The sequence below is a fragment of the Novosphingobium mississippiense genome, from assembly GCF_044029535.1.
GTDB lineage: Bacteria > Pseudomonadota > Alphaproteobacteria > Sphingomonadales > Sphingomonadaceae > Novosphingobium.
Map to the genome: position 1 here is coordinate 2,304,256 of NZ_CP147001.1, position 24,688 is coordinate 2,328,943.

At 64.6% G+C, this 24,688-nt stretch carries 27 protein-coding genes and 1 tRNA gene; 10 read left to right on the forward strand and 18 right to left on the reverse strand.

The features are described 5' to 3' along the window. Window positions 1–7 precede the first annotated feature (7 nt). Together WBP06_RS10950 and WBP06_RS10955 are read left to right on the forward strand one after the other, a co-directional pair. Window positions 8–1,414: a transporter gene (locus WBP06_RS10950; RefSeq protein WP_395327393.1), complete on the forward strand. Its 1,407-nt coding sequence runs from the start codon at window positions 8–10 to the stop codon at window positions 1,412–1,414. Between the two features lie 358 nt (window positions 1,415–1,772). Further along, window positions 1,773–2,078 carry a hypothetical protein gene (locus WBP06_RS10955; RefSeq protein ID WP_395327394.1) on the forward strand — a complete coding sequence of 102 codons (306 nt, stop codon included), beginning with the start codon at window positions 1,773–1,775 and terminating at the stop codon, window positions 2,076–2,078. 134 nt (window positions 2,079–2,212) lie between these two features. On the opposite strand, the gene WBP06_RS10960 is transcribed toward WBP06_RS10955, so the two are convergent. From WBP06_RS10960 to WBP06_RS10975, 4 genes are all read right to left on the reverse strand, one after another. Next, a tRNA-Lys gene (locus tag WBP06_RS10960) sits at window positions 2,213–2,288 on the reverse strand. Window positions 2,289–2,326: 38 nt separating this feature from the next. Next, window positions 2,327–2,836, reverse strand: a complete 510-nt coding sequence (folK, locus tag WBP06_RS10965; protein ID WP_395327396.1) for a 2-amino-4-hydroxy-6-hydroxymethyldihydropteridine diphosphokinase — start codon at window positions 2,834–2,836, stop codon at window positions 2,327–2,329. A 28-nt stretch (window positions 2,837–2,864) separates the two neighbouring features. Next, a complete protein-coding gene (gene aguB / locus WBP06_RS10970; protein ID WP_395327398.1) occupies window positions 2,865–3,728 on the reverse strand; it encodes an N-carbamoylputrescine amidase in 864 nt (287 codons plus the stop codon). A 13-nt stretch (window positions 3,729–3,741) separates the two neighbouring features. Then, complete coding sequence (locus WBP06_RS10975) at window positions 3,742–4,602, reverse strand: class I SAM-dependent methyltransferase (RefSeq protein ID WP_395327400.1); 861 nt, start codon at window positions 4,600–4,602, stop codon at window positions 3,742–3,744. Window positions 4,603–4,737: 135 nt separating this feature from the next. Between WBP06_RS10975 and msrA the strand changes: the two genes are divergently transcribed. Both msrA and WBP06_RS10985 read left to right on the forward strand, forming a co-directional pair. After that, window positions 4,738–5,283, forward strand: coding sequence for a peptide-methionine (S)-S-oxide reductase MsrA (gene msrA, locus WBP06_RS10980; protein WP_395327401.1), 546 nt, complete (start codon window positions 4,738–4,740; stop codon window positions 5,281–5,283). Between the two features lie 385 nt (window positions 5,284–5,668). After that, window positions 5,669–6,757 carry a choice-of-anchor A family protein gene (locus WBP06_RS10985; RefSeq protein ID WP_395327403.1) on the forward strand — a complete coding sequence of 363 codons (1,089 nt, stop codon included), beginning with the start codon at window positions 5,669–5,671 and terminating at the stop codon, window positions 6,755–6,757. Window positions 6,758–6,764: 7 nt separating this feature from the next. Here the strand turns inward: WBP06_RS10985 and WBP06_RS10990 are convergent, their stop codons facing one another. Beyond that, a complete protein-coding gene (locus WBP06_RS10990) occupies window positions 6,765–6,935 on the reverse strand; it encodes a hypothetical protein (RefSeq protein WP_395327404.1) in 171 nt (56 codons plus the stop codon). 183 nt (window positions 6,936–7,118) lie between these two features. Then, window positions 7,119–8,351, reverse strand: a complete 1,233-nt coding sequence (locus WBP06_RS10995; RefSeq protein ID WP_395327406.1) for an RsmB/NOP family class I SAM-dependent RNA methyltransferase — start codon at window positions 8,349–8,351, stop codon at window positions 7,119–7,121. 54 nt (window positions 8,352–8,405) lie between these two features. Between WBP06_RS10995 and WBP06_RS11000 the strand changes: the two genes are divergently transcribed. After that, window positions 8,406–8,597 carry a DUF1674 domain-containing protein gene (locus tag WBP06_RS11000; RefSeq protein WP_395327408.1) on the forward strand — a complete coding sequence of 64 codons (192 nt, stop codon included), beginning with the start codon at window positions 8,406–8,408 and terminating at the stop codon, window positions 8,595–8,597. Window positions 8,598–8,644: 47 nt separating this feature from the next. Here WBP06_RS11000 and WBP06_RS11005 read toward each other — a convergent pair whose 3' ends face one another. Beyond that, a complete protein-coding gene (locus WBP06_RS11005) occupies window positions 8,645–9,550 on the reverse strand; it encodes a LysR family transcriptional regulator (RefSeq protein ID WP_395327410.1) in 906 nt (301 codons plus the stop codon). A 93-nt stretch (window positions 9,551–9,643) separates the two neighbouring features. Between WBP06_RS11005 and WBP06_RS11010 the strand changes: the two genes are divergently transcribed. Beyond that, window positions 9,644–10,063, forward strand: a complete 420-nt coding sequence (locus tag WBP06_RS11010) for a DoxX family protein (protein WP_395327411.1) — start codon at window positions 9,644–9,646, stop codon at window positions 10,061–10,063. Window positions 10,064–10,074: 11 nt separating this feature from the next. Beyond that, the gene (locus tag WBP06_RS11015) at window positions 10,075–10,863 is read left to right on the forward strand and encodes a DODA-type extradiol aromatic ring-opening family dioxygenase (RefSeq protein ID WP_395327413.1); all 789 of its coding nucleotides are present in this window, start codon (window positions 10,075–10,077) and stop codon (window positions 10,861–10,863) included. Window positions 10,864–10,901: 38 nt separating this feature from the next. On the opposite strand, the gene WBP06_RS11020 is transcribed toward WBP06_RS11015, so the two are convergent. The 3 genes from WBP06_RS11020 to WBP06_RS11030 all read right to left on the reverse strand — a co-directional run bounded on the left by WBP06_RS11020 (window position 10,902) and on the right by WBP06_RS11030 (window position 13,824). Then, entirely contained in the window at window positions 10,902–11,882 is a 981-nt protein-coding gene (locus tag WBP06_RS11020) for a GGDEF domain-containing protein (protein WP_395334128.1), read from the reverse strand. Between the two features lie 147 nt (window positions 11,883–12,029). Continuing rightward, entirely contained in the window at window positions 12,030–12,530 is a 501-nt protein-coding gene (locus WBP06_RS11025; RefSeq protein ID WP_395327415.1) for a murein L,D-transpeptidase family protein, read from the reverse strand. A gap of 4 nt (window positions 12,531–12,534) precedes the next feature. Beyond that, window positions 12,535–13,824 (reverse strand): adenylosuccinate synthase, encoded by a 1,290-nt coding sequence (locus WBP06_RS11030; protein ID WP_395327417.1) that lies wholly within the window; start codon window positions 13,822–13,824, stop codon window positions 12,535–12,537. Window positions 13,825–14,098: 274 nt separating this feature from the next. Between WBP06_RS11030 and WBP06_RS11035 the strand changes: the two genes are divergently transcribed. Further along, window positions 14,099–14,971 carry an alpha/beta hydrolase gene (locus tag WBP06_RS11035; RefSeq protein ID WP_395327419.1) on the forward strand — a complete coding sequence of 291 codons (873 nt, stop codon included), beginning with the start codon at window positions 14,099–14,101 and terminating at the stop codon, window positions 14,969–14,971. A gap of 16 nt (window positions 14,972–14,987) precedes the next feature. Here WBP06_RS11035 and WBP06_RS11040 read toward each other — a convergent pair whose 3' ends face one another. Next, complete coding sequence (locus WBP06_RS11040) at window positions 14,988–16,112, reverse strand: ATP phosphoribosyltransferase regulatory subunit (RefSeq protein ID WP_395327421.1); 1,125 nt, start codon at window positions 16,110–16,112, stop codon at window positions 14,988–14,990. Window positions 16,113–16,391: 279 nt separating this feature from the next. Here WBP06_RS11040 and WBP06_RS11045 point away from each other — a divergent pair, with 279 nt between their 5' ends. After that, window positions 16,392–17,156, forward strand: coding sequence for an EF-hand domain-containing protein (locus WBP06_RS11045; protein ID WP_395327422.1), 765 nt, complete (start codon window positions 16,392–16,394; stop codon window positions 17,154–17,156). 29 nt (window positions 17,157–17,185) lie between these two features. On the opposite strand, the gene WBP06_RS11050 is transcribed toward WBP06_RS11045, so the two are convergent. From WBP06_RS11050 to WBP06_RS11060, 3 genes are all read right to left on the reverse strand, one after another. Next, window positions 17,186–17,524: a hypothetical protein gene (locus WBP06_RS11050; RefSeq protein WP_395327423.1), complete on the reverse strand. Its 339-nt coding sequence runs from the start codon at window positions 17,522–17,524 to the stop codon at window positions 17,186–17,188. A 113-nt stretch (window positions 17,525–17,637) separates the two neighbouring features. Continuing rightward, complete coding sequence (gene serA, locus WBP06_RS11055) at window positions 17,638–19,224, reverse strand: phosphoglycerate dehydrogenase (RefSeq protein WP_395327425.1); 1,587 nt, start codon at window positions 19,222–19,224, stop codon at window positions 17,638–17,640. A 138-nt stretch (window positions 19,225–19,362) separates the two neighbouring features. Beyond that, window positions 19,363–20,496: a phosphoserine transaminase gene (locus WBP06_RS11060; protein ID WP_132263928.1), complete on the reverse strand. Its 1,134-nt coding sequence runs from the start codon at window positions 20,494–20,496 to the stop codon at window positions 19,363–19,365. A gap of 255 nt (window positions 20,497–20,751) precedes the next feature. Between WBP06_RS11060 and WBP06_RS11065 the strand changes: the two genes are divergently transcribed. Further along, the gene (locus WBP06_RS11065; protein ID WP_395327427.1) at window positions 20,752–21,426 is read left to right on the forward strand and encodes an extensin family protein; all 675 of its coding nucleotides are present in this window, start codon (window positions 20,752–20,754) and stop codon (window positions 21,424–21,426) included. Here WBP06_RS11065 and maiA read toward each other — a convergent pair whose 3' ends face one another. The 4 genes from maiA to phhA form a co-directional block, all read right to left on the reverse strand. Further along, on the reverse strand, window positions 21,427–22,059 hold the full coding sequence (gene maiA / locus WBP06_RS11070; RefSeq protein ID WP_395327429.1) for a maleylacetoacetate isomerase: 633 nt from the start codon (window positions 22,057–22,059) through the stop codon (window positions 21,427–21,429). A 4-nt stretch (window positions 22,060–22,063) separates the two neighbouring features. Further along, window positions 22,064–22,630, reverse strand: coding sequence for a VOC family protein (locus WBP06_RS11075; RefSeq protein WP_395327430.1), 567 nt, complete (start codon window positions 22,628–22,630; stop codon window positions 22,064–22,066). A gap of 62 nt (window positions 22,631–22,692) precedes the next feature. Continuing rightward, window positions 22,693–23,793: a 4-hydroxyphenylpyruvate dioxygenase gene (gene hppD, locus WBP06_RS11080; protein ID WP_395327432.1), complete on the reverse strand. Its 1,101-nt coding sequence runs from the start codon at window positions 23,791–23,793 to the stop codon at window positions 22,693–22,695. Further along, on the reverse strand, window positions 23,790–24,647 hold the full coding sequence (gene phhA / locus WBP06_RS11085) for a phenylalanine 4-monooxygenase (protein WP_395334130.1): 858 nt from the start codon (window positions 24,645–24,647) through the stop codon (window positions 23,790–23,792). Before phhA ends, hppD begins: the two co-directional genes overlap by 4 nt. Window positions 24,648–24,688: the final 41 nt, after the last annotated feature.

The window sequence follows — 24,688 nt, forward strand, 5'->3', positions numbered from 1 at the left end:
AGGATGGATGAGAGGCTTCCTGGCAAGCACAGTAGTGCTGTTTGCAATAGTACCTCGGCCGGCCTGGGCTCAGGCTGATCCGGAAGGCGCCACGGCCGATGCAGCCAAACGCACCGCGCCCGATCTCGCAAAGCTACAGGCCCAGATAGACGCCCAGCGCCGCGCCATAGAGGAACAGCGCCATGTTCTGGACGCACAGGAACTGCAGCTTCGCCAGCTTCAGGACTCGCTGCTGGAGGCCATGCGCGGAACCGGCATTCCCGGCCCGCAGTACGGCCAATTCCCGCTTTCCTCCCCGGCTTCCGCGCCGGGCACTGCGCCCGGCGCTGCGGTTGCATCGCTGGCCGGCACTCCGCAATCAGGCGCGACTCCAACTCAGCCCGGCACGCAGCCAGCCGATGGCCTGACCAGCGTGGGCGAAAAGCCGGCCGAACGCCCGCGCCCGCAGGAAGTCGCCGTGCTGGCCGCGCAGGGCAGCGTCCTGACCAGAGCAGGCCGCCTGACGCTGGAGCCGACATTCCAGTACGCCCGCGATGACCGCAACCGCTTCGTATTCCGCGGCATCGAGGTTCCGCAATCCGTGCTCGTGGGCGTGTTCGACATCAACGAGAGCCGGCAGGACGTGCTCACCGCCGCCGCCACGGTGCGTTATGGCCTGACCAACCGGATCGAGCTGGGCGTTCAGGTGCCCTGGATCTATCGGGACGACACCGCCGTCCTCGTCCCGCTGGTGCAGAACCCGCCGCAATCGGGCACCGGCACCGTGAACACCTCCGCCCATGCGACGGGGCTTGGCGATATCCAGTTGCTGGGCCGCTACCAGATCAACAACGGCACCGGCGGCTGGCCGTTCCTGACGGCCAATGTCCAGGTCGTCGTCCCCACCGGCACCGACCCTTACGGGGTTCCCCGCGATGTGCTGGGCAATGCCACCAAGGCAGCCACCGGCTTCGGCTTCTGGGGCGTGCAGCCCAGCGTCACGGTCATCATGCCTTCCGACCCGGCCACGATCTTCGGCGTGCTGGGATACACCCAGAACTTCGGTAAGGACGTGAACACCCGGATCAGCGACGCGCAGATCGATCATGTGAAGCCGGGATCCGGCCCCAACATGACCGTGGGCGTGGGGCTGGCGCTCAACGAACGGGCCTCGATCAGCTTCGCCTATGCACATAACTGGCTGTTCGGTACCAAGAGCAGGATCCGCCCGATCGAGACCCAGAACGGGATCGAGACTTACGGCGACCCGCTCGTCACCTCCACCCGCGATCTGCAGATCGGGCGCTTCCTGTTCGGCATCAGCTATCGCGTCAACCAGCGCACGACGATCAACTGGTCGGTGGAAATGGGCGTGACGGACGATGCGACCGACATGCTGACCAGCCTGCGCATCCCGATTACCTTTTTCCGCTAAAGACTGCCGCCCCCCCGGTAGCTGGCTGCAGGCGGGCTTGCGCATACTCCCCGCAAGAGCGGGTGTTTGCGGCCCGCCTGCCCCTCCATTCCACGCCAACCAAGAACACGCCCGGCCCTTTCGGGACAAATCTCGACGCCTGTTGTGCGTTTAGCGCTGGCCCCATGGGCTTTCGCGTGTCGTCAATTTTGACTCTGCATCCGACCCGCCACCCTCCGACAACTATCTACAATATCGAAACGCAGAAGGCATTTGGTCTGGATGGGTCCTTGATCCGAATAGAGGCCGCAATCGCGCGCGGCTAATCTGACGGTAACGACATCCTCAACCGCCCTCTCGTCGAATAAGGAGAATGATAGTGGTGTGGCTACTCGCTTCGATGGCCGGCGGTTTACTCGGAATATATCTGATGCAGGGGATTTGGGAGTTCGTGCTGTTCAAGCGCGTCCTTGACGACCCCGTCAAAGGCAAGATCGGATCGTCGATCGCGGGCTATCTGTCGACCTGCATTTCCTACGGCTTCACCGATCCCGACGGCAGCTCGTTCGCGGCGAGCGGCTTCCTCATCTACCTTTTGCCCGGAATTCTGGTTGGCCTGTACGAATACAGACGGGGCCTGCGGCTTCGCGACCGCATGACCAATGTAGAGGAAACCTTCGGCTAGATCAGGTGCAAAACGGCGGGGAAGGCCGATCCGTTTTCCTCGCCAACGCCTTCCCGAAAAGGCCGCCGCCGCGTCAGGGCAAATCGCCAGACGTCGTCCTGCAAAAAACCATCCGGAACATCGATTTACGTGGATGGTGAGCCCTGCTGGGTTCGAACCAGCGACCTACTGATTAAAAGTCAGTTGCTCTACCGACTGAGCTAAGGGCCCCCGTTGCCGGGCGCTGTCGTGAACGGCAGCGGAAGGGGTCACCTAGGGGCAGGCCGGGCCTTGGTCAAGCGGGCATGAAGGTGGTTTATCGTCAGACCTGTCAATGGATCACGCCAGGTGCCCGCAATCCGGCGCGCGGGGCCGAGTACGAAGTCGCGCGCGCGGAATGCAGGATGGGGGATAACCAGGCTTTCCATGCCCTCTCCCGCCGCCCACGGGCCGCCATTCCACAGCACGATGTCAAGATCCAGCACGCGCGAGCCCCAGGCCGCGCCCATGCGGCGGCGGCCGAACTTGCGTTCGATCTTGTGCAGCTTGCGCAGCAATTCGTCCGGCTCGCGCTTGCTGCGCACCAGCGCCACGGCATTGGCATAGCGCCGGCGCGAAGGGCCGATCGGGGCGCTTTCGATCACTGGAGAGGCGGCCAGAACCTCGTACTTGCCCTTGTCCAGAGCATCCAGCGCCGCGGCTAGCACCTTGCGCGGGCCCCCGTGGCGCGGATGGCGCATGTTGGAGCCAAGCGCGACAAGATACCTGTGCTTTGCCAAGATGCCCGGCTCCCCCAAATGCGTTTGTTCAGATGTCCTGCGCGATGCGCGTGTAGAGCTGCGGCCGGCGATCGCGGAAGAAGCCCATGCCGGCGCGGTGCTTGGCAGCGCGCGCAAGGTCCAGCGTGGAGACCAGCACGCCGGTCTCCTCCTTGCCGAACTCCGCGACGTAATCGCCCCATTCGTCGGTGATGAACGAGTGGCCGTAGAAGGTCTGCTCCGTCCCGCATTCCGATTCGATGCCGATGCGGTTGGCGGCGATCACCGGCATGCAGTTCGATACCGAGTGGCCCACCATCGCCCGGCGCCACATGCGGCTGGTGTCCAGCGTGGCGTCGTAGGGTTCGGAACCGATCGCGGTGGGGTAGAACAGCAGTTCCGCGCCCATCAGCGCCATCACGCGCGCGCATTCGGGGTACCACTGATCCCAGCACACGCCAATGCCAACCTTGGTGCCGAGAACGTCCCACACCTTGAACCCGTCGTTGCCGGGGCGGAAGTAGTACTTTTCTTCGTAGCCGGGGCCATCGGGGATGTGGCTCTTGCGATAGGTGCCGATGATCTCTCCATCGGTGCCGATCATCGCCAGCGTGTTGTAGTAGTGATGGCCGTCGCGTTCGAAGAAGCTGGTGGGGATTACCACCTTCAGCTTCGCCGCCAGCGCCTTCATCGCGATGACCGAGGGATGCTCGTTCGTCGGGCGGGCGATCGCGAAGAGTTCTTCTTCCTCGGTCTTGCAGAAGTAGGGGCCGGAGAACAATTCGGGCGGCAGCACGATCTGCGCGCCCTTGGCGGCGGCTTCCTCCACCAGCGTGGAGACGGCGGCGATGTTCTCGCCCTCGTCGGCGGAATTGAGCGCGAGCTGGAGCGCGGCAACGGTAATTTCGGTCATGAGGCGGCCCCTATCAGCCTCGCTTGCGGAACAGAAGCGTCATCCGGTCGCTCTCGCCGATGGCAAGGTACTTGGCACGGTCCTGATCCTTCAGCGCCAGCGTGGGCGGCAGGGTCCAGACGCCATCGGGCCAATCGGCACTGTCCTTGGGATTGGCGCTGATTTCCGACTGGCCGACCAGATCGAAGCCCTGCGCCTGCATGAACTTGATGACGTCCGCCTGCTTCAGATAGCCCTTGGAGCCATCGGCATAGGCGTCCGGCGCGTCGGCCTTGGCGCGGTGCTGTTCGATGCCGATCAGCCCACCGGGCTTCAGCAGATCGCGCATCGCGGCGAATTCGCTGGTGGCGATGTTCCAGCGCAGCAGGTTATGCAGCATGCGCGGCACGATGATGACGTCGAACGTGCCCTTCTCACCCGCCGGGATCGATCCGGTGGTATAGGCAGCAAAACGATCCGCCGGCAGGCCGGTGAACTTCGCCACATCCGCCGGGTATTCGCCCGCATCCTTGCGGATATTGGCCTGCGTCTCCGGCTTGAAGGCCGGACTGTCGGGATTGTAGTAGAGCCCCACCAGATGGCCCTGCTTGCCCAGGTAGAGCCCCAGCAGGCGCGAATACCACTCACCGCCCGGTGCATATTCGCCCACCTTCATGGTCGGCCCCACGCGGAAGAAGCTGAGCGTTTCCACCGGATGGCGATACTTGTCGCGCGCCCGATCCGCTTCACGCAACGGGTTGGCGGCAGCGAGTTCCAGCAGCGCCTCGCACCCCTTGCAGGCCTGCGCCTCCGTCTTTTCATCCGCCGCAGTGGCGGAAATCGGCGCGGCGAGCACGCCGAGGAACGTCGAAAGGGCGATCAGGGCGCGGCGCATGGCGAGTCTCCGAATGTGAGGGACGAATGTCAGGCGTATCGTTGCGGTGAAGGTAGTTGCCTCTCGCCCAATGACAAGCCGCCAAAGTGTACCTATCTAGCGACCAAATTCCCCCTCATGAGGATCAAGGTACCAATGGAAACGGCAATCGTTGCAGGCGGATGCTTCTGGTGCACCGAAGCGGTGTTCCGCGATGTCATCGGCGTGGACTCGGTCGAAAGCGGCTATATCGGCGGCACCGTCGCCAACCCCACCTACAAGCAGGTGTGCGAAGGCACCACCGGCCATGCAGAGGCGATCAAGGTCAACTACGATCCCTCCGTCCTGTCTTACGGCGATCTGCTGGACGTCTTCATGGGCACGCATGATCCGACACAGCTGAACCGCCAGGGCAACGACGTGGGCACGCAGTACCGCTCCGCCATTTTCCCGCTGGACGATGCGCAGGCCGCCGAGGCCGAAGCCGCCCTCGCCCGTTCGAACGAGGACAACGGCGGCAAGGTCGTCACCACGATCGAGGGCTTTGCCGAGGGCAAGCAGAACGACGCATGGTATCCGGCCGAGGACTATCACCAGGAATACTGGGACGGTGAAGGCCAGCGTAACCCCTACTGCCTGGCGGTGATCCCGCCCAAGCTGATGAAGCTGCGCAAGAGCTTCCAGAACAAGGTCAAGGGCTGAGACAGTATCGGCGCCGGTCCACGGGATCGGCGCCGATTTTTGTGGGACGGGATGGAACCGAGTTCCCGAATCCCGTCCGAAATTCTCAATCACTCACCCCGTCGCCCCCGTGAAGGCGGGGGCCCCGCTTTCCTTGCGCCATGCACGACACCGGAAGAACAAGCGGGATCCCCGCGTTCGCGGGGATGACGGGAATTTGAGGGGCAGGACTACCGGATGATCCCCAGCGCAGCTTCTTGACGCCCTCGACCACGGTTAACCCCGCCTTTACCCTCAGCCTCCATCCCTGTCCCACCGCGAGACATGGCAAAACGGAAGGTTTCCAAACCCTCCGGCGCAAGTACTTAGTCTCTCCTGATTCCTTCTATCTTGGCGAACCCCATCGATGCCCCGTTTCAGCAAGCTCTCCCTGTCCGTCGCCGCCGTGGCCGTCGTGTTTGCAGCCAGCCCCGTGCTGGCATCGTCCGACATCGCCGGGATGGACGTGCTGAAGACCTGGAACCTGGTGGTGCTGGGCGACCTCACTTCCTCTTCGGAGGTTGAGGGCCGCACGTTCGTTGGCGGCAATCTCGACGGCAATGCCTCGAACTACCAGATCACTGCCCTGCCCGCCTCCAGCACCGGCACGCCGGGACTGACCGTGGTGGGCGATGTCAACGGCGGCTACAAGAACCTGAACAACGGTTCGGGCGCGGTGGTGGGCGGCAACGTCAACAGCGGGCTGAACCTCAACGGCGCGGCGCAGACGGTGCAGGTGGGCGGCACGATCAGCAACACCAACGTCAACAACAACACCGTCACCTCCGGCCTTGCCGCCAGCAACCCGCAGTTCACGCAGGACCTGGCGCAGCAGAAGAGCCTGATCTCCACCTCCATGGAGAGCCTGAGCCATTCGATGAGCACGCAGGCGGCCAACAGCCAGCTTTCGATTAACGGCAATACCGGCACTTTCAGCGCCCAGCCCGATTCCACCGGCGTGGCCGTGTTCAACATCTCCGCCGCCGACCTCGACAAGATCGGCGAGATCAAGTTCAACCTGAACGGCGCGGACACCGCGATCGTCAATGTTTCGGGCAGCTCGATCAAGCTGAACGACAATTTCCTGGGCGGCACCAATAACCTTGGCGAACATGTCATCTGGAACTTCTACGAAGCGGACGACCTGTCGCTGACCACCGCCTGGGGCGGATCGGTACTGGCACCGAGCGCGGCGGCCACCACGTCGAACTACATCCAGGGCTCGGCGGTGTTCGGCAGCCTTGTGCAGAACGGCGAGATGCACGTGGGCACCTACACCGGCAGCTATACCCCGCCCAGCGATCCGAACCCGCCTTCGACTTCGGGTGGCAGTACTGCCGTGCCGGAGCCGGGCGAGCTTTCGATCTTCGCGCTGGGTCTGGGCGCGCTGCTGTTCCGCCGCCAGCTGGGGCGTAACCTGGGCGGCCTGTTCGGCCGCCGCCGCAAGGTGGGCTGAGCGGGGCTTACAGCTGCAACCAGTCCCGCCGCCAGACGCCCTGGCCTTCGCGGCGCACGCCACTGCCGCAGCGGTGGCAACTGCCGATGTAATGGGCGCCATCCCACGTCACATGATCGTGCACGGGCTCATGGCGGTTGAACAGGCAACGGAAACTTGCAGACAACCACTGCACCATCGCGACTACTCCCCAAGGGAAATCACGTACTACCGCGTGGCAAAATGCAGCGCGGCGCGAGCCACCCCTTAAGCCCACAACCGCGCACTACATGACAGAACAAGGCGAGTCGCCGCAATGCTGTTTCTAGGGAAGCGTACTGAGTAGGGGCGACGCGCCTGTCCGCCGCCCCGATCCAGTGGTTCAGTCCCGCCGCCAACGGGCCACGAAGAAGCCGTCCAGCCCGCCATCGTCCGCCAGCATGGCCGGATCGGTGCGCAGCCAGCCGTCGCCCGTGGGGACCAGACCGGCGGGCATTTCGTCGGCGCCGATCGGCACCGGCGTCAACGCCACCTTGGCTGCCTGCACCTCGCCCTCCTCCGGCTCCATCGAACAGACGGCGTAGACCAGCCGGCCGCCCGGCTTCAACCATTCGGCCGCGCGTTCCAGCATGGCGGTCTGGATTTCGGTCATCTCCGCGATCTGCCGCTCGCCGATGCGGTGCAGCACGTCCGGATGGCGGCGCGCGGTGCCGGTGGCGGTGCACGGCGCGTCCAGCAGGATCGCGTCGAACTTTTCCTCCGGCTCCCACTTCAGCGCATCGCCCTGCACCACCTCGGCCGAGAGGCCGGTACGGTCCAGATTGTCGCGCAGGCGTTCCAGCCGGCGCTTGGAAAGGTCCAGCGCCGTCACGTCCCAACCGGCCGCGGCCAATTGCAGCGTCTTGCCGCCGGGCGCGGCGCAAAGGTCCAGCGCTTTACGACCCTCTCCCGCACCCAACAGGCGCGCAGGCAGACTGGCCGCAAGGTCCTGCACCCACCAGGCGCCGTCCTTGAACCCTTCCAGATGCTCGATCGCGGTGCCGCGCGAGAGGCGGACGTGGCCCGGCATCAGCGACTTGCCGCCCAGCCTTTCGGCCCATTCCTGCGTCTCCGCCGGATCGCGCAGGGCAAGGTCCAGCGGCGGCGGTTCGGCCAGGCCGGCGGCCACGGCGATGCCATGCTCGCCCCAGCGCTCCATCACCGCCTCGGGCAGCGTCGGCACCTCGGGCAGCGACACCTCGCGCTTGGTCAGGGTGGAGAATACCCCGTGGGCAAGGCGGCGTGGGCCACCCATCAGCAGCGGCAGGCCCGTCGCGATCACCGCGTGGGCGGGCGTTTCCAGACGCAGCACCTGCACCAGCATGATTTCCAGCACCGCGCGCGCCTTGGCATCGTCGGCCAGCGGCAGACGCGTGGCGGAATCGATCAGTTCGTCCAGATCGGTCCGCCAGCGCAGCACTTCGCCGGCAATGGCGCGGGCCAGTGCCCGGTCGGCATCGCCACGCACCCGCGCCAGCGCCGAACCGGCAGCCTGATCGAGCGTTTCGCCCCGCCGCAGCACGGCATCGATAAGATTCAGCGCGGCACGGCGCGCGGGAAGGCCGGGAATGTCCATCGACGGCCCCTATAACGGATTGCGTTTTTACGCCACCCACACCACATGGGCGGCATGACCGAACGCGCCACAAAACGTCCCGAAGGCTTCAAGAAGCCCGCCCACTGGACGAACGACCCCGCGCCCCAGCCCTCTGGCCAGCCCTCCCCGCAAGCGGCGGCCAACGCGGATGAGGAGGATTCCGACGGGATCTCCCCCACCCGTTATGGCGATTGGGTGCGCAACGGGATCGCCGTCGACTTCTGAGGCTGGTTGAAGTTGTGGGCTTGAATTCCGGAGCCTGAGCTTCCGGATTACCATTGGCGCGCCATCGGCGGCAGGCGCTCCACCAGAAAGTCGATCCACGCGCGCGTCTTCGCGGCAGGCCGCCGGGTGCGATGGGTCACGGCGTGAACCGCGCCCAGATCGATCAGTTCCGTGCCAAGGTCCAACTCGATCAGCCGCCCGTCGGCAATCGCGCAATCGACGAAAAAGCGCGGGCCATAGACAAGGCCCATCCCCGCAATCGCCGCCTTCGCCAGCACTTGCCCGTTGTTGGCATGGAGCGACCCACGCACCGCCACCGGCCGGCTACCATCGGCACCAAAGCCCCAGCGGGTGGTGCCGGTCTCCCCGCTCAGCGTGTAGCCAAGGCAATCGTGCGCGGCCAGGTCGTCGACCGAAACCGGCGTCCCCCGCCGCGCCAGATAGTCGGGCGAAGCGCAGATGGACATGCGCACCGGCGCCAGCTTGCGCGCGACAAGGTTGCTGTCCGCCAACTTGCCGATGCGCACGGCAACATCCCAGCGCTCCTCCAGCAAGTCCACCACGCGGTCGTTGAGGCCCAGTTCGATCGTCACTTGCGGATGAAGCGCATGGAACGCGGTAACGAGGTCGACCAGATAGGCATTGCCGAACGCCGCCGGGCCAGAGACGCGCAACAGCCCCTCTACAGAGGCGGACTGCGCCATGGCTTCGGCATCGGCTTCCTCCAGTTCGGCCAGAACGCGCTCGGCCTTGTCGAGATAGGCGGCGCCCGCCTCCGTCAGCGCAAGACGGCGGGTGGTACGGTTCACCAATGTCGCGCCAAGGCGCTGTTCAAGGGCGTTCAGGTGCTTTGCCGCCATGGCCGGAGACATCGAAAGCTCTCGCGCGGCGGCGGAAAGCCCGCCCAGCCGAATGGCGCGCACGAAAACCTCGATCCCTTTCAGACGGTCCATTCAACACTCTTGGTTTAAAGTCATTCAATAGATCACGATATTATCATCATGAGGATGAAGGTCTAGATGGAGCGTCGAAAGGATCATCCCCTTATGACCAACACCTCCCCCAGCACCGCCCCTTACGGTGCCCTCGTCCTCCGCGTCACCCTCGGCGCGGCATTTCTGGCGCACTTCGCGCTGAAGCTGTTCATATTCACCCCCGCCGGAACCGCTGCGTTCTTCGGCAGCATCGGCCTGCCGCCGGCGCTGGCCTATGTGACGATGGCGGCGGAACTCGCCGGCGGCCTTGCGCTGATCGTGGGCTTCAAGCCGCGCATCGTGGCGCTGGCCTTGATCCCGCTGCTGCTGGGCACGATCTTCACCGTGCACGGAGCCAACGGCTTCTTCTTCGATTCCAAGGGTGGCGGCTGGGAATATCCCGCATTCTGGTCGATCGCCCTCTTCGTCCAGGCCCTGATCGGTGACGGCGCTTTCGCGCTGTCCCCCACTCGCACGGCCCGGACTGCCTGAAAGGATTTGCCATGACCCGCCAACCCAGCTTTTTCATCCCGCACGGCGGCGGCCCCTGCTTTTTCATGCCCGATCCGCAGGGCAACTGGACGACGATGGCCGAATTCCTGCAATCGCTGCCAACCCGCCTGCCTGAGCCGCCCAAGGCGATCCTGGTCGTCTCCGGCCATTGGGAAACCGACGGCTTCGCCTTCACCGGGGCCCAGAATCCACCGCTTCTGTTCGACTACTACGGCTTCCCGCAGCACACCTATGAGCTGCGCTTCGATGCCCCCGGCGCGCCGGGATTGGCCGCCCACGCCACCGAGTTACTGCAAGGTGCAGGCTTCACCGCCGCCATCGACACACAGCGCGGCTTTGACCACGGCGTGTTCATTCCGATGAAGGTGGCATGGCCGCAGGCGGACGTGCCGGTGGTGGAAATGTCGCTCGACCGCTCGCTCGATCCGGCCATGCATATCGCCGCCGGCAAGGCGCTGGCGCCGCTGCGCGACGAAGGCGTGCTGATCGTCGGTTCCGGCATGAGCTTCCACAACATGCGCGGCTACGGCAATCCGCAGTCCACCGCGTTGTCACAGGCCTTCGACGAATGGCTGACTACCGCCGCCACCGCCGATGCCAACACCCGCGCCGAAGCCCTCTCCCACTGGGCCGCAGCTCCGGGCGGACGTTTCTCTCACCCGCGTGAGGAACATCTGCTGCCCCTGATGGTCGCAGCAGGCACCTCGGAAGCGGCGGGAGAGAAGGTCTGGTCCGACCTCGTGCTCAAGACCGCGATTTCCGCGTTCCGGTTCGATTGATGTCCATGGAGGGCGGGCCTCGGCCTGCCCTCTTCTGCTCAGTGCAGCATCTCGCAGCGGTTCCGCCCGCCGCGCTTGGCGGCATAGAGCGGACCGTCGGCAGCCGCGATCCACTGCTCCACCGTATCTATCTCGTCCGACAGCGGGGCAATGCCGAAGCTGGCGGTGATGTGGATCACCCGCCCGTCCGGCAGGGTGATCGCCAAGCCTGCCAGCGTTTCGCGGAACCGCTCGACCGCCAGCAACGCCTCCGAAGCCTCGGTTTCCGGCAGGAGGACGGCAAACTCCTCTCCGCCAAGGCGGCCCAGCAGATCGACCGGCCGCGAAGCCCCGACCACGCTCGCCACCATCTCGCGCAGCACGGCATCGCCGGCCGGATGGCCATAGGTATCGTTCACCGCCTTGAAGTGATCGATATCCACCAGGGCAAGGCAGCAAGGCCGGTGATAGCGGCGGAAGCGGGCAATCTCCTGCTCCGCCTTCTCGATGAAGCCCCGCCGGGTCAGCGCGCCGGTCAACTGGTCACGCTCGGCAATATGGCGCAACTGCAGCTCATTCATGACGATGCGTGCGAAGTTGGAGAGAATATCCACTTCGGACGATGAAAAGGTGCGTACCTTGTCGTCGATCGCGCAGAGCACGCCGACGTTGTAGCCGTCAGGCGTCAGCAACGGGATGCCGGCATAGCTGCGGACATTGGGATCGCCGGTAACGAAAGGATTTTCGGCAAAGCGCGCATCGAGCCGCGCGTCGTCGATCAGGAACGGTTCCGACTGGCGGATCGCATGGGTGCAGAACGACACGTTGCGCGGCGTTTCGCTTACGCCAAGGCCACTGCGCGCCTTGAACCACTGCCGGTCTTCATCAATCAGCGTCACCGCCGCCATCGGCACGCCCAAGACCGTGCGGACGAGCGAGACGACATTCTCGAACGGCTCTTCGGGCGCGGTATCCAGTACCTCAAGACGCCGCAGCGCCGCCAGCCTTCCGGGCTCATCGTTCAGTTTCGCATCCTGCAGCATCGCAGTCCCGATCGCCTCCTCGACCCGACTCCATGGGGAAATTGCCATCCCCGCAAATTCCCCTACCCCATCCTTAAAAATCTGAAAACACCCGGCGCGCCACCTCGCAATAAGATTTTGCTACACCTGTATTTTCCGAAATATTCAGGCCAGAATTTCGATGGCGGTGCCGTCGGCCACCGATTCCCACAACATGTCCATTTCGGCGTCGGAAACGGCGATGCAGCCATCGGTCCAATCGCCTTTAGCCCGGCCCGCAAGGCCATTGGGCTGGCCGTGGATCATGATCATGCCACCCGGCGAACGGTCATATCGGGCAGCGTATGCGCTGTCGGATTCGTTCGGATAGGAGATGTGGAGCGAGAGGTGATAGGCGCTCTGCGCATTGCCCCAGTCGATCCGGTAAAGCCCTTCGGGCGTGCGCTCGTCTCCTTCGAAGCGCTTGGGGCCGATTGGCTGGTCGCCCAGCTGGATATGCTCGATCACGCGCACCCGTTGCCCGCCGGACCAAAGCTCCATGCGTCGGTCGGCCTTGTGGACGCGGACCAGGTCTATAGGCGGGAGCGGTTCGGCACTGGCGCTGCCCCCGAAGCTGCCAATGCCGAACAAAAGCAAAAGCGGCGCGAGAATGATCCCGCGCCGCATTCGATCAATCCTGGAAGGGATCGCGGACGAGGATGGTATCCTCGCGCTCGGGGCTGGTCGAAACCAGCGCCACCGGGGTTTCGATCAGTTCCTGCACGCGCTGGATGTACTTGATCGCCTGCGCGGGCAGATCGGCCCAGGAACGGGCGCCGGCGGTGGTGCCCTGCCAGCCGTCCATTTCCTCGTAGATCGGCTCGACATTGGCCTGATCGGCGGCGTGGCTGGGGAAGTAGTCCAGCACCTTGCCGTTGAGGCGATAGCCAGTGCAGATCTTCACCTTCTCGAACCCGTCCAGCACGTCCAGCTTGGTCAGAGCGATGCCGGTCACGCCGGAAATCGCGCAGGACTGGCGGGTGAGCACTGCGTCGAACCAGCCACAGCGGCGCTTGCGGCCGGTGACGGTGCCGAATTCGTGGCCACGCTCGCCCAGGCGCTGGCCGGTCTCATCCTCCAGCTCGGTCGGGAACGGGCCCGAGCCGACGCGGGTGGTATAGGCCTTGACGATACCCAACACGAAGCCGGTGGCCGAGGGGCCAAGGCCCGAACCCGAAGCCGCCGTGCCCGAAACCGTGTTCGAGCTGGTGACGAAGGGATAAGTGCCGTGATCGACGTCGAGCAGCACGCCCTGCGCGCCTTCGAACAGGATGCGCGCACCGGCCTTGCGCACCTTGTTCAGGCGACGCCACACCGGCTGCGCGAACTGGAGCACGAAGGGTGCGATCTCGCGCAGTTCGTTGATCAGCGCCTCGCGATCGACGGCAGGCTGGCCGAAGCCGGCGCGCAGCGCGTCGTGGTGGGCGCAGAGACGGTCCAGTTGCGAATCCAGCGCATCCAGGTGGGCCAGATCGCAGACGCGGATGGCGCGGCGGCCCACCTTGTCTTCGTAGGCCGGGCCGATGCCACGGCCGGTGGTGCCGATCTTGCCCGAACCGGCAGCCGTCTCGCGCAGACCGTCAAGGTCGCGGTGGAGCGGCAGGATCAGCGGGCAATTATCCGCGATCGCGAAGTTCTCGGGATTGATCTCCACGCCCTGGCCGCGCAGCTTTTCGACCTCGGACTTCAGGTGCCAGGGATCGAGCACCACGCCATTGCCGATGATCGACAGCGTGCCGGTGACGATGCCCGAGGGCAGCAGCGAAAGCTTGTAGACCTGGTCACCCACGACCAGCGTATGGCCGGCATTGTGGCCGCCCTGGAAACGGACGACGGCGTCGGCACGGCTTGCCAGCCAGTCGACGATCTTGCCCTTGCCCTCATCGCCCCACTGGGCGCCGATCACGGTTACGTTGGCCATGGATATACTCCTCCACCCTGCCACGGTGGATCCAATAACGCCCTTCGACAGGACTCGGCGATATGGATTTGTGGTGGGGCAATGGCGCCCCGGCTTTTCGTGGGCGCCCTAAGAGAAAGGCGGTCCGATAGTCAAGGCTTCCGTCGCACACGGCCTGCGCCCATCGCAGTTGCACACCGATGTGACGCAGCGATTACCGTTCATTACACTTGATTGCTTGCCTCCCGGCATCGTGACGGAAACCATGCAGGCAAGACGATGGGAACGTGCGATCATGCTGAAGCCTCGGATACCTGCCCTTTCGCTGATCGGCGCGCTGCTGATGGTGACCGCGACCGCCCTTCCCGCGCAGGACCAGACGACGTCGCTCAGCTATGGCGCCAATGCCCTGCAAACGCTGGATTTCTGGCCCGCTGCCAAATCGCCTGCCCGAAAAGGCCCGACACCGCTGATAGTCTTCGTTCACGGCGGCGGGTGGAAGCGTGGCGACAAGGACAACGCGACTGGCCCGTACAAGGTCGCCCACTACACCGGCGAAGGATATGCCTTTGCCAGCGTCAACTATCGGCTGGTGCCCGATGCAAGCGTGGAGCAGCAGGCGCAGGACATTGCCGATGCGCTCGCCGCGCTGCTCAAGCGGGCCGATGCCTTGGGAATTGCGCGCGGGAAAGTCGTGCTGATGGGCCACAGCGCCGGCGCGCAACTTGTCGCGCTGGTCGGCACCGATCCGCGATATTTGCGCAAGGCCGGGCTTTCCTATGTCGATATTGCCGGGGTAATCCCGATCGACGGCGCCGCTTACGACGTGCCCGCGCAGATGGCGGACGGTCCGCGAATCATGCAGCAGACTTACGCGCAGGCCTTCGGCACCGACCCCGCCCGGCAGCGCGCGCTCTCCCCCACTCTGCAGGCTGCCGCGCCGAACGCGCCGGCCTTCCTGCTGCTCCATGTCCAGCGGCCGGACGGCGTGCGACAGGCCGAAGCGCTGGCGGCCGCGCTGCGTGCCGCCAACACCAAGGTCGAGCGCCAAGGGTTCCCCGGAGAGGGCCTGCGCGGGCATATGGAAATCAACCGCCGGCTGGGCGATCCGGACTACCCGGCCACCCCCGCCGTCGATGCCTGGCTGGCGCGCGTGTTCGGGAAATAGACCTAAAGGCCGCGCGTCAGAGCGCGACGGCCTCTCCGCCCTGCAGCACGTGCGAACAGCCCAGCGCCACCGGATCGTCGCTTTCCGCAAGCGCCGCCACCGTCACCCAGCCCACCGCACGTTGGCGCGCAGCCAGCGCGACATCGTGGCCCAGCGGCAGGAACAGCCGCTGCGGCGCTTCCGCCTTCGCCGCCAGCAGGTCCACCAGCGGATCGGGATAGAGCGAGAAGCCCGTGGCCGATTCCGGATGGTGGCCGGTCTGGCCAAGGATGCGATAGGTACCGCCACGGCCAAGGCTTCCGGCGATGCCCTCAGCATAGATCATGAAGCCGAACCACGACTGGTATTCGAAGCCATGACGTTCCGACGGGTCCAGCGTCAGCCGTGCCTTGCCGGCGACACGCGCGGCAATCTCGCGCAGGCCGGCGATGCGGCTGGCAAGCGCGCCCGAGCCGTCGAACGCAGCCAGGCGCTCGATCGCGGTGTCGAACGGACCAACGGCGTAGAGCAGCGGGAGGTAGGCCTCTCCACCCACGTCCACCAGACCGCCCGCGTCCTTGGCGTCGAGCATCTGGCGCACCGCCTCGATATTCGCGGCGGGCAGCGGCAGCGCTTCGGCACAGAGCGTATCGACCAGATCGGGCATCGTGAAATCGACCGAGATGCCCGTGGCACCGGCGGCAGTCAGCGTCTCGATCGCCAGTTCCACGATCTCGGCCGCGGCAGCGACCGAATCGGTGCCGATCAGTTCGGCGCCCAACTGCAGTCGCTCGCGGCGCGGATCGAGCCCGTCCCCCTTGATGGTGCAGACCTGCCCCGAATAGGACAGGCGCAGCGGACGCGGCGTTTCCGCCAGGCCGGTAGCCGCAATGCGCGCCACTTGCGCGGTCATGTCCGAACGCAGCGCCAGCATCCGCATGGAAACGGGATCGACGAAGCGGAACATGCGCCGCACCTGCACGCCGGCCATGCGATGGGCCAGCGCTTTCTCGAATTCGATCAGCGGCGTCTCCACACGCTCGTAGCCGTGGCTGGCCAGCACGTCGTGCGCGGCACGGCGCACGGTTTGCGAGGCCCAGGCCTGCTGCTGAAGACGGTCGCCCAGTCCTTCGGGCAAGAGATCGCGATCATTGTCCTGCATAGCGAGGGCGCCCTTAGCCCGGCGGGCACCGAATGTCGAATGCGCGGTGCGGTTTCGGTGCGATTGTCGCACCGAAACGAATAGCTGCGACAATTTGCGTGAAATTTCCTGTCAACATTGCCGGTCCATCGGGCTATTCCACCGCCATCGTCTGGCGGGACGAACATTCGAATTCACAGCCCCATCCATTGCCGGGGCCGGACCGTCAGGCGTGCCTGCGGCTCCTTTGCGAGCCTGCCCGCCCTGCGCCCTGCCCCCGGCCAACATCGGTAGAGCTCGATGCGCAAGATTGCCCTGATAGTGCTTCCACTCCTGCTGTTGCAGACCCCCGCCCATGCCCAGATGGGCGGCGACATGGGAGGAATGGGCGGAATGGGCGGCATGGGAGGCGGCGATGAAGGCGGCCCCGGCGGCGGTGGTGGACATCACGGCGGCATGGGCCCGGGCGGCCCCGGTGGTAGCGGCGGCGGGCCGCGCATGCCCAAGCCGATCTCGCGCGAGCGTTACGACAAGGTCGTCGCCGCGATGTTCAAGGAAGCCGATACCGATCGCAACGGCCTGGTGACGCTAGACGAATTCCACGCCTACATCGACGCACGCCGTGACGCCGCGATCAAGGCGCGCTTCACCAAGATCGATGCCAATGGCGATGGCACCATCTCCATGGCGGAATTCACCAACTGGCAGAAGCAGATGGGCTCCGCAGCCTCTGACGAACGGAGCGCGTTCGGAGACAGCGGCGATCAGATTGCGGACGCCATCACGCCCCGGTTCGGCAAGGACGACGACGACCGGATGCTGGCGGCGGTGATCGAGCCGATCACGGGAACGGTGATCGCCAAGGCCAATACCAACTACGATGCCGGCGTCTCGCTGGAAGAACTGCTGGCCTACGAAGGCGCGAAGTTCGACGCGGCGGATACGGACAAAGACGGCTACCTTTCCATGCAGGAACTGCGTCCCAAAGGTGGTTTGCGCGGCGGGCCGGGCAGAATACCTCCGCGCGGGGACATGCCCCCTATGCCCCCGCCGACACAGCCATAACCTGTGTGATCCGGCGCCCACCTCGTCCGTCAGTTGCGGGCGGGGCTACGCACAGTCAGCAAGATCGTGAAGTCAGGATTTTCGACAGCTTCGTCTGCGTCGGAAAGCTGGTAGATGCCCGCTTCGGCAGGGTGGATCGCGTTCAGGATCGGGGCGAGCACTACCGATTCATTGCTGGAAAAACAGCGCAGAACGATACCATCATCCCGGTCGACCGTTTCAACCTTGCCGAAAACCTGCCGTCGCCGGATCAGTGCATCGTCGTAATCGACGTAGGTCAGGCCCGCAAGAAGAGTGCAACCAACAAGGTCTTCGGCAAAGCCCTCGTCCCAATCGTCCTCGTTGTCGAGGCTTTCAAATTCCGCCATCCCGTCGACATGCCTTGGCGCCAGCAGGACGACAAGCGGTTTTGCTCCCAATGAAAAAGGGCCGGCACCCGAAGATGCCGGCCCCTTCCGTTGAGAGCTTTGAATGCGCCGGATCAGACGAACTTGAGCGCCTTGACCGTCTTCACGCCCGGAAGCGCGGTGGCCGCCTTCAGGACTTCCTCCGGCACGGCGCTGTCGACCGAGAGCAGCAGCACTGCCTCGCCGCCGGCCTCGCGGCGGCCGAGGTTGAAGGTGCCGATGTTGATCGCGTTCTCGCCCAGCAGGGTGCCGATGCGGCCGATGAAGCCCGGTGCGTCCTCGTTCACGATGTACATCATGTGGCCGTCCAGTTCGGCTTCGACCTTGATGCCGAACAGTTCGACCAGACGCGGCTCGACATTGTTGAACAGCGTGCCGGCAACCGAACGCTCGCCCGCTTCGGTCTTCACCGAGACGCGGATCAGCGTGTGGTAATCACCCTCACGCTCGGTCTTCACTTCGCGCACTTCAAGGCCGCGCTCCTTGGCGAGGAACGGCGCATTGACCATGTTCACCGTGTCCGACTGGACGCGCATGAAACCGGCCAGCACGGCAGCAGTGATCGGCTTCTGGTTCAGTTCGGCAGCAGCGCCTTCGACGTGGATCGAGATCCGGGGAACCGAATCGCGGGTCAGCTGGCCGACCATCGAACCCAGCATTTCGGCCAGCTTCATGTAGGGCTTCAGCTTCGGCGCTTCCTCGGCCGAGAGCGACGGCATGTTCAGCGCGTTGGTGACGCCGCCGTTGACCAGGAAGTCGGCCAGCTGCTCGGCAACCTGAAGCGCCACGTTGACCTGCGCTTCGGTGGTCGAGGCGCCGAGGTGCGGGGTGCAGATGAAGTTCGGCGTGCCGAACAGCGGCGAGTCCTTGGCGGGCTCGGTCTGGAACACGTCGAGCGCGGCACCGGCGACGTGGCCGCTGTCGAGCATGGTCTTCAGCGCGGCTTCGTCGATCAGGCCGCCGCGCGCGCAATTGACGATACGCACGCCCTTCTTGGTCTTGGCCAGGTTCTCGGCCGAGAGGATGTTGCGGGTCTGGTCGGTCAGCGGGGTGTGCAGCGTGATGAAGTCCGCCTTCTCGAGCAGGGTGTCGAGATCGGCCTTCTCCACGCCCATTTCGACGGCGCGTTCCGGGGTGAGGAACGGATCGAACGCGACGACCTTCATCTTCAGGCCCAGCGCGCGGCTGGCGACGATCGAGCCGATGTTGCCGGCACCGATCAGGCCGAGGGTCTTGCCGGTGACTTCAACGCCCATGAAGCCGTTCTTCGGCCACAGGCCCTGCTGGGTCTGCGCGTTGGCTTCGGGAATCTGGCGGGCCAGCGCGAAAATCATGGCGATGGCGTGTTCGGCGGTGGTGATCGAGTTGCCGAACGGCGTGTTCATCACGACGACGCCCTGGGCCGAAGCGGCCGGGATATCGACGTTGTCGACGCCGATGCCGGCGCGGCCGATCACCTTCAGGTTCTTCGCGGCAGCGAGGATTTCCTTGGTGACCTTGGTCGACGAGCGGATGGCAAGGCCATCATAATCGCCGATGCGGGCGATCAGCTGTTCGGGCGTTTCGCCGGTGATGACGTCTACGTCGCAGCCGCGGATCTCAAAGATACGGGCGGCGTTGGGGTCCATCTTGTCCGAAATGAGGACGCGGGGCTTGGTCATGGTCTTGTTCCCTTATCGTCATCCCCGCGTCTTGCGGGGGTCCGCTCGTCGAACGCAGCTCGGGCGTCGGGCGGAAGGAAGGAAAGCGGGGCCCCCGCCTGCGCGGGGGCGACGCCATTTATGGTATTGCGGGCTGGCTCAGCCGGCCTTGACGGTCGCGTAAGCCCAGTCGAGCCACGGTCCCAACGCTTCTACGTCGGCCGTGTCCACGGTCGCGCCGCACCAGATGCGCAGGCCCGGAGGGGCATCGCGGTATCCGGCGACGTCGTAGGCCGCGCCTTCCTTTTCGAGGAGCGCTGCGAACTTCTTGATGAAGTCGGCATCGGCGCCTTCGACGGAGAGGCAGACCGAGGTCTTGGAGCGGGTGCCACTGTCGACCGCAAGGTGCGAAAGCCAGTCACGCTCGGCCACGATCTTGTCCAGCGCATGGGCATTGGCGTTCGAACGGGCCTTCAGCCCTTCGAGACCGCCCAGACCCTTGGCCCATTCCAGAGCAAAGATCGCGTCCTCGACAGCGAGCATCGAGGGGGTATTGATGGTTTCGCCCTTGAACACGCCCTCTGCCAGCTTGCCCTTCGAGACAAGGCGGAACACCTTGGGAAGCGGCCAGGCCGGGGTGTAGTTTTCAAGGCGTTCGACGGCGCGGGGGCCGAGGATCAGCACGCCGTGGCCGCCTTCGCCGCCCAGCACCTTCTGCCAGGAGAAGGTGGCAACGTCGATCTTGGACCAGTCGATATCGTAGGCGAAGACCGCCGAGGTGGCGTCTGCGAAAGACAGGCCCTCACGGTCAGCCGGGATCCAGTTGGCGTCCGGAACGCGCACGCCCGAAGTGGTGCCGTTCCAGGTGAAGAGCACGTCGTCGGACCAGTCGATCTTGTCGAGGTCGGGCAGCTGGCCGTAATCGGCGCGGAACACGGTGGGTTCCAGCTTCAGCTGCTTGACGGCGTCGGTAACCCAGCCCTCACCGAAGCTTTCCCAGGCCAGCGCAGTCACGCCGCGGGCGCCAAGCATGGTCCACATGGCCATCTCGAAGGCGCCGGTGTCCGAACCGGGAACGATACCGATGCGATGCGTGTCGGGCAGCTGCAGAACTTCGCGCATCAGATCGATGCAGTACGCAAGGCGCGTCTTGCCGATCTTGGCGCGGTGCGAGCGGCCGAGGGCTTCGGTATTCAGTTTTTCGGGGGCATATCCGGGCGGCTTGGCGCAAGGACCGGAAGAGAAATGCGGACGCGCAGGTTTGCGCGCGGGTACGCTAATAATATCAGTCATTTCTGACTCTCCTTACAGAGAGCACGCGCGGCGTTGGGACCGCGTGGCCCGGAGCCGCGTCTAAAGAGGCAGGGAAATTTGTCAAACGATTCTCCGGCGACTTGCGCCAGATCGTTACGCCGCAGCGATCTTCCACGAATTTCCGCCATCGGATGCCGGCAATCGCCAGTGGAAAACTCAACTCGGCCGATTCCAGAGGCACATGCCGGGAAGCTAATCTGAGGTTCACGAAAGGATCGGATGCTAGGCGGGACCATGAAAGCCCTCCCCCGACTGATAGTTACGCTGCCCCTGATCGCGGTGCTTGGCGCCTGCGTGGGTGGCGAGCGCGAAAAGCCGCAACGGCAACCATCGCAAACCTCGCGCCCGGCCGCTCCGCCCGTTTCCCCGGAAACGCGGCAATGCATGGCCATGCTGGGCGCGCAACATGCCGTGTTCTCGCCCGTGGCGGACAGGTATTACGGCAGCGGCTGCTCGACCGTGGGCACCGTGAAGCTCTCAGGCCTCAACACCGACAGCGCGACCGTCAGCGTCACCAACCTCGGTCCGGTCACTTGCACGACGGCAACGCCGTTCGCGGCATGGGCACGGTTCGGCGTGGACCGCGCGGCGCAGCAGATCCTGGGAAGCCGGATCATCAGCATCGAGACCTATGGCAGCTACAACTGCCGCAACGTCGCCGGAACCGCGCGGCGGTCGGGCCATGCCATAGCGAACGCCATCGACGTGTCCGGCTTCGTGCTGGCCGATGGCCGCCGCGTCACCGTGCTGGAGGACTGGAACGGCGGCACCCCTGCCGAGCGCCGCTTCCTGCGCGTGGTCCACGACAGCGCCTGCAAGCGCTTCGGCACGACCTTGGGTCCGGACTACAATTCTGCCCATGCCAACCACTTCCATCTGGAAGGCGATGGCGCCAAGTTCTGCCGTTGATCAGTTGCTATCGGGCTGGTTGTTCGGATGCGCGGCCATGAACGCCGGCACATCGGAGCAGGCATTGTCGATCCGCACGAGGCCGGGATAGGCTGACAGATCCAATTCGAAACGCCGCGCATTGTAGAATTGCGGCACCAGCACGCATTCGAACAATCCCGGTGCATCGAACAGGAAATCACCCGCGCCGCGCTCGGCCAAGCGCGCTTCCAGCCCCTCGAACGTGCGGGCCAGCCAATGGCGATACCAGGCGTCCACCTGATCCTGCGAATGGCCGAGATCGTGCTTGAGATATTGCAGCACCGGCAGGTTCAGCGGGGCGTGAAGCTCGGTCGCGATCGCCATCGCAAGTTCGCGGGAGACGAAGCGATCCTCGGTATCGCGCGGAAGCAGCGGGCGATCCGGAAAGCGCTCGTCGAGCCACTCCAGTATCGCCATCGACTGCGCATAAGTGCGCCCGTCGAACTCCAGCAGGGGAACACCACCGAAGGGGTTGAGGCGGCGATATTCCCCGGAGCGCTGCTCCGCGCTCAGCAGGTTCACGGGAACCTGCTCGTATTCCAGCCCCTTCAGGTTCAGGGCTATCCGCAGGCGATAGCTGGTGGAGCTACGCCAGTAGCCGTGGAGGCGCACGGCCTTACGACTCCGCCGCGATCTTCTCGTGCAGCCAGGCCGCATGACGGGGCGCGCGCTTGGTGCGCGACCATTCCTCCAGCATGTCGTCCGCCACGGCCTTCAACTGCGCCATCTGGCTGGACGTGCCGAATTGCCAGGCGAGTTCGAGACGGTGACCGTTGGGATCGAAGAAGTAGATCGACTTGAACACGCCATGATGGATCGGCCCGATCACCTGAAGACCGCGCGCCTCGGCCCGGTCCTTGGCCGCCAGCAACCCCTCCTCGCTCTCCACCTTGAAGGCGATGTGCTGCACCCAGGCCGGCGTCGCCTCGTCCCGGCCCATATCGGGCGAGTTCGGCAGTTCGAAGAACGCCAGCACGTTGCCGCCACCGCAGTCCATGAAGACATGCATGTAGGGATCGGGCGCGCCGGTGGAGGGCACGTTGTCCTCGGCAATGGCGAGCATGAAATCCATGCCCATCACATCGCGGTAGAAATCGACGGTCTCCTTGGCGTCGCGGCAGCGGTAGGCGACATGATGGATGCCGCCCAGTTGTGGGACTGCCTTGGGGCTCTGATCAGTCATCTTCAATCTCCCGGGAATTGCGGGCGAGCCTGCGAGGGCCTGCCCGTCTCTCCCAACCTCGTTTATTCGGCGGGCTCTTCCACCTTCAGCACGCCGCGGCGGATCTGGTCGCGCTCCATGCTTTCGAACAGCGCCTTGAAGTTTCCGTTCCCGAAACCGTCGTCACCCTTGCGCTGGATGAATTCGAAGAACACCGGCCCGACGCGCGCTTCGGCGAAAATCTGGAGCAGCAAGCGGGGCTGGCCTTCATCCGTCGTGCCGTCGAGCAGGATGCCGCGCATCTTCAATTCATCAGCCGGTTCACCGTGGCCGGGCAGACGCTCGTCAAGCATCTCGTAATAGGTTTCCGGCGGCGCGGTCATGAACGGCACGCCCAGCGCCTTGAGCTTGTCCCATGCACCCACGAGATCGTCGCAGATCAGCGCGATGTGCTGGATGCCCTCGCCATTGAAGGCGCGGAGGAATTCGTCGATCTGGCCCTTTCCGCCTTCGGCTTCCTCGTTGAGCGGAATGCGAATCTTGCCGTCCGGCGCGGTCAGCGCCTTGGAGGTGAGGCCGGTATATTCGCCCTTGATGTCAAAGTAGCGGATCTCGCGGAAGTTGAAGAGCTTCTCGTAGTAATCCGCCCAATAGGCCATGCGGCCGCCATAGACGTTGTGGGTCAGGTGATCGATCAGGTCGAAGCCCGCGCCCACCGGATGACGGTCCACGCCCGACAGGTATTCGAAGTCGATATCGTAGATCGACAACGCGCCATCTCCGTTCCGCTCGTAGCGATCGATCAGATAGATGATCGAATTGCCGATGCCGCGAATGCCGGGAAGATGCAGTTCCATCGGGCCGGTCGCGACCTGGATCGGCTCGGCCGAACGCGCGAGCAGTTCGGCATAGGCCGCGCGGGCGTCCCGCACGCGAAAGCCCATGCCGCAGGCCGAGGGGCCATGCTCGCGGCTGAAGAACCATGCCGGGCTGTGCGGCTCGTAATTGGTGATGAAGTTGATGCCGCCCTGGCGCCAAAGCTCCACGTCCTTCGAACGGTGACGGGCGATCTTCGTGAAGCCCATCGCTTCGAACACCGGTTCCAGCACGCCCTTTTCCGGCGCGGAGAATTCGACGAATTCGAAGCCATCGAGGCCGATGGGATTGTCGAAGATATCGGTCATGGGGTCAGTTCTCCGAAGGGGGCTTCGCCGGACAGCAGTGCGCCGGCGGGGATCGGCGTCTCAGCGCGCCAGTTTTCGTAGACCGGGCCGAAATCCAGCCCGACGAGGTCCTCGATCAACTGGGGCAGGCTTTCGAGGACGAAATAGGTCTTCTGGAAGGAATCGATCATGTAACCGGTGCGCATCACGCGGACCGCCTCGAACGGCAGGCGCAGCACATCGCGATCTTCCAGCGAATAGCGGGTCTCTCCGGAGGATGAGATGATACCGGCGCCGAACACCCGCAGGCCGCCATTTTCCCGGACGAGCCCGAACTCGATCGTGTACCAGTAGATCCGCGCCAGCATCGGCAGCGCGTCCATCGCCATCGCCCGTTCGCCGGCCTTGCCGTAAAGCTCCAGGAAATCGGCGATCGTGGGGTCGAGCAGCATCGGCACATGGCCGAAGAAATCATGAAAGATGTCCGGCTCGACCAGATAGTCCAGCTCATGCTCCTCACGCAGCCAGCGCGTTACCGGGAAGCGGCGATGGGCCAGGTGGTCGAAAAACACGGCATCGGGAATGAAGCCGGGCACGCCCACCAGCGTCCAACCCGTCGCCGGCTGGAGAATGGCGTTGGCATCCTCGAACCGGGGAATGCCATCGGCGCAGTCCAGACGCGCAAGCCCTTCGCGGAACGCGGCGCAAGCATGCGTTTCGACCAGCGCCGACTGGCGCGCATAGAGGCGGCGCCAACGGTCGTGCATCTCCGGGGTATAGGCATGCCAGTGCTGGCCGACGGTATAGTCGTCAGCCGCGCCTTCGTACTCTCCCCGAAGGCCGCTTGTGGATGTTTCGGTGCACGGCGTCTTCATGTGTTGGGAAGAATAGCACGGCGCCGGCGTCAGTTCCGTGC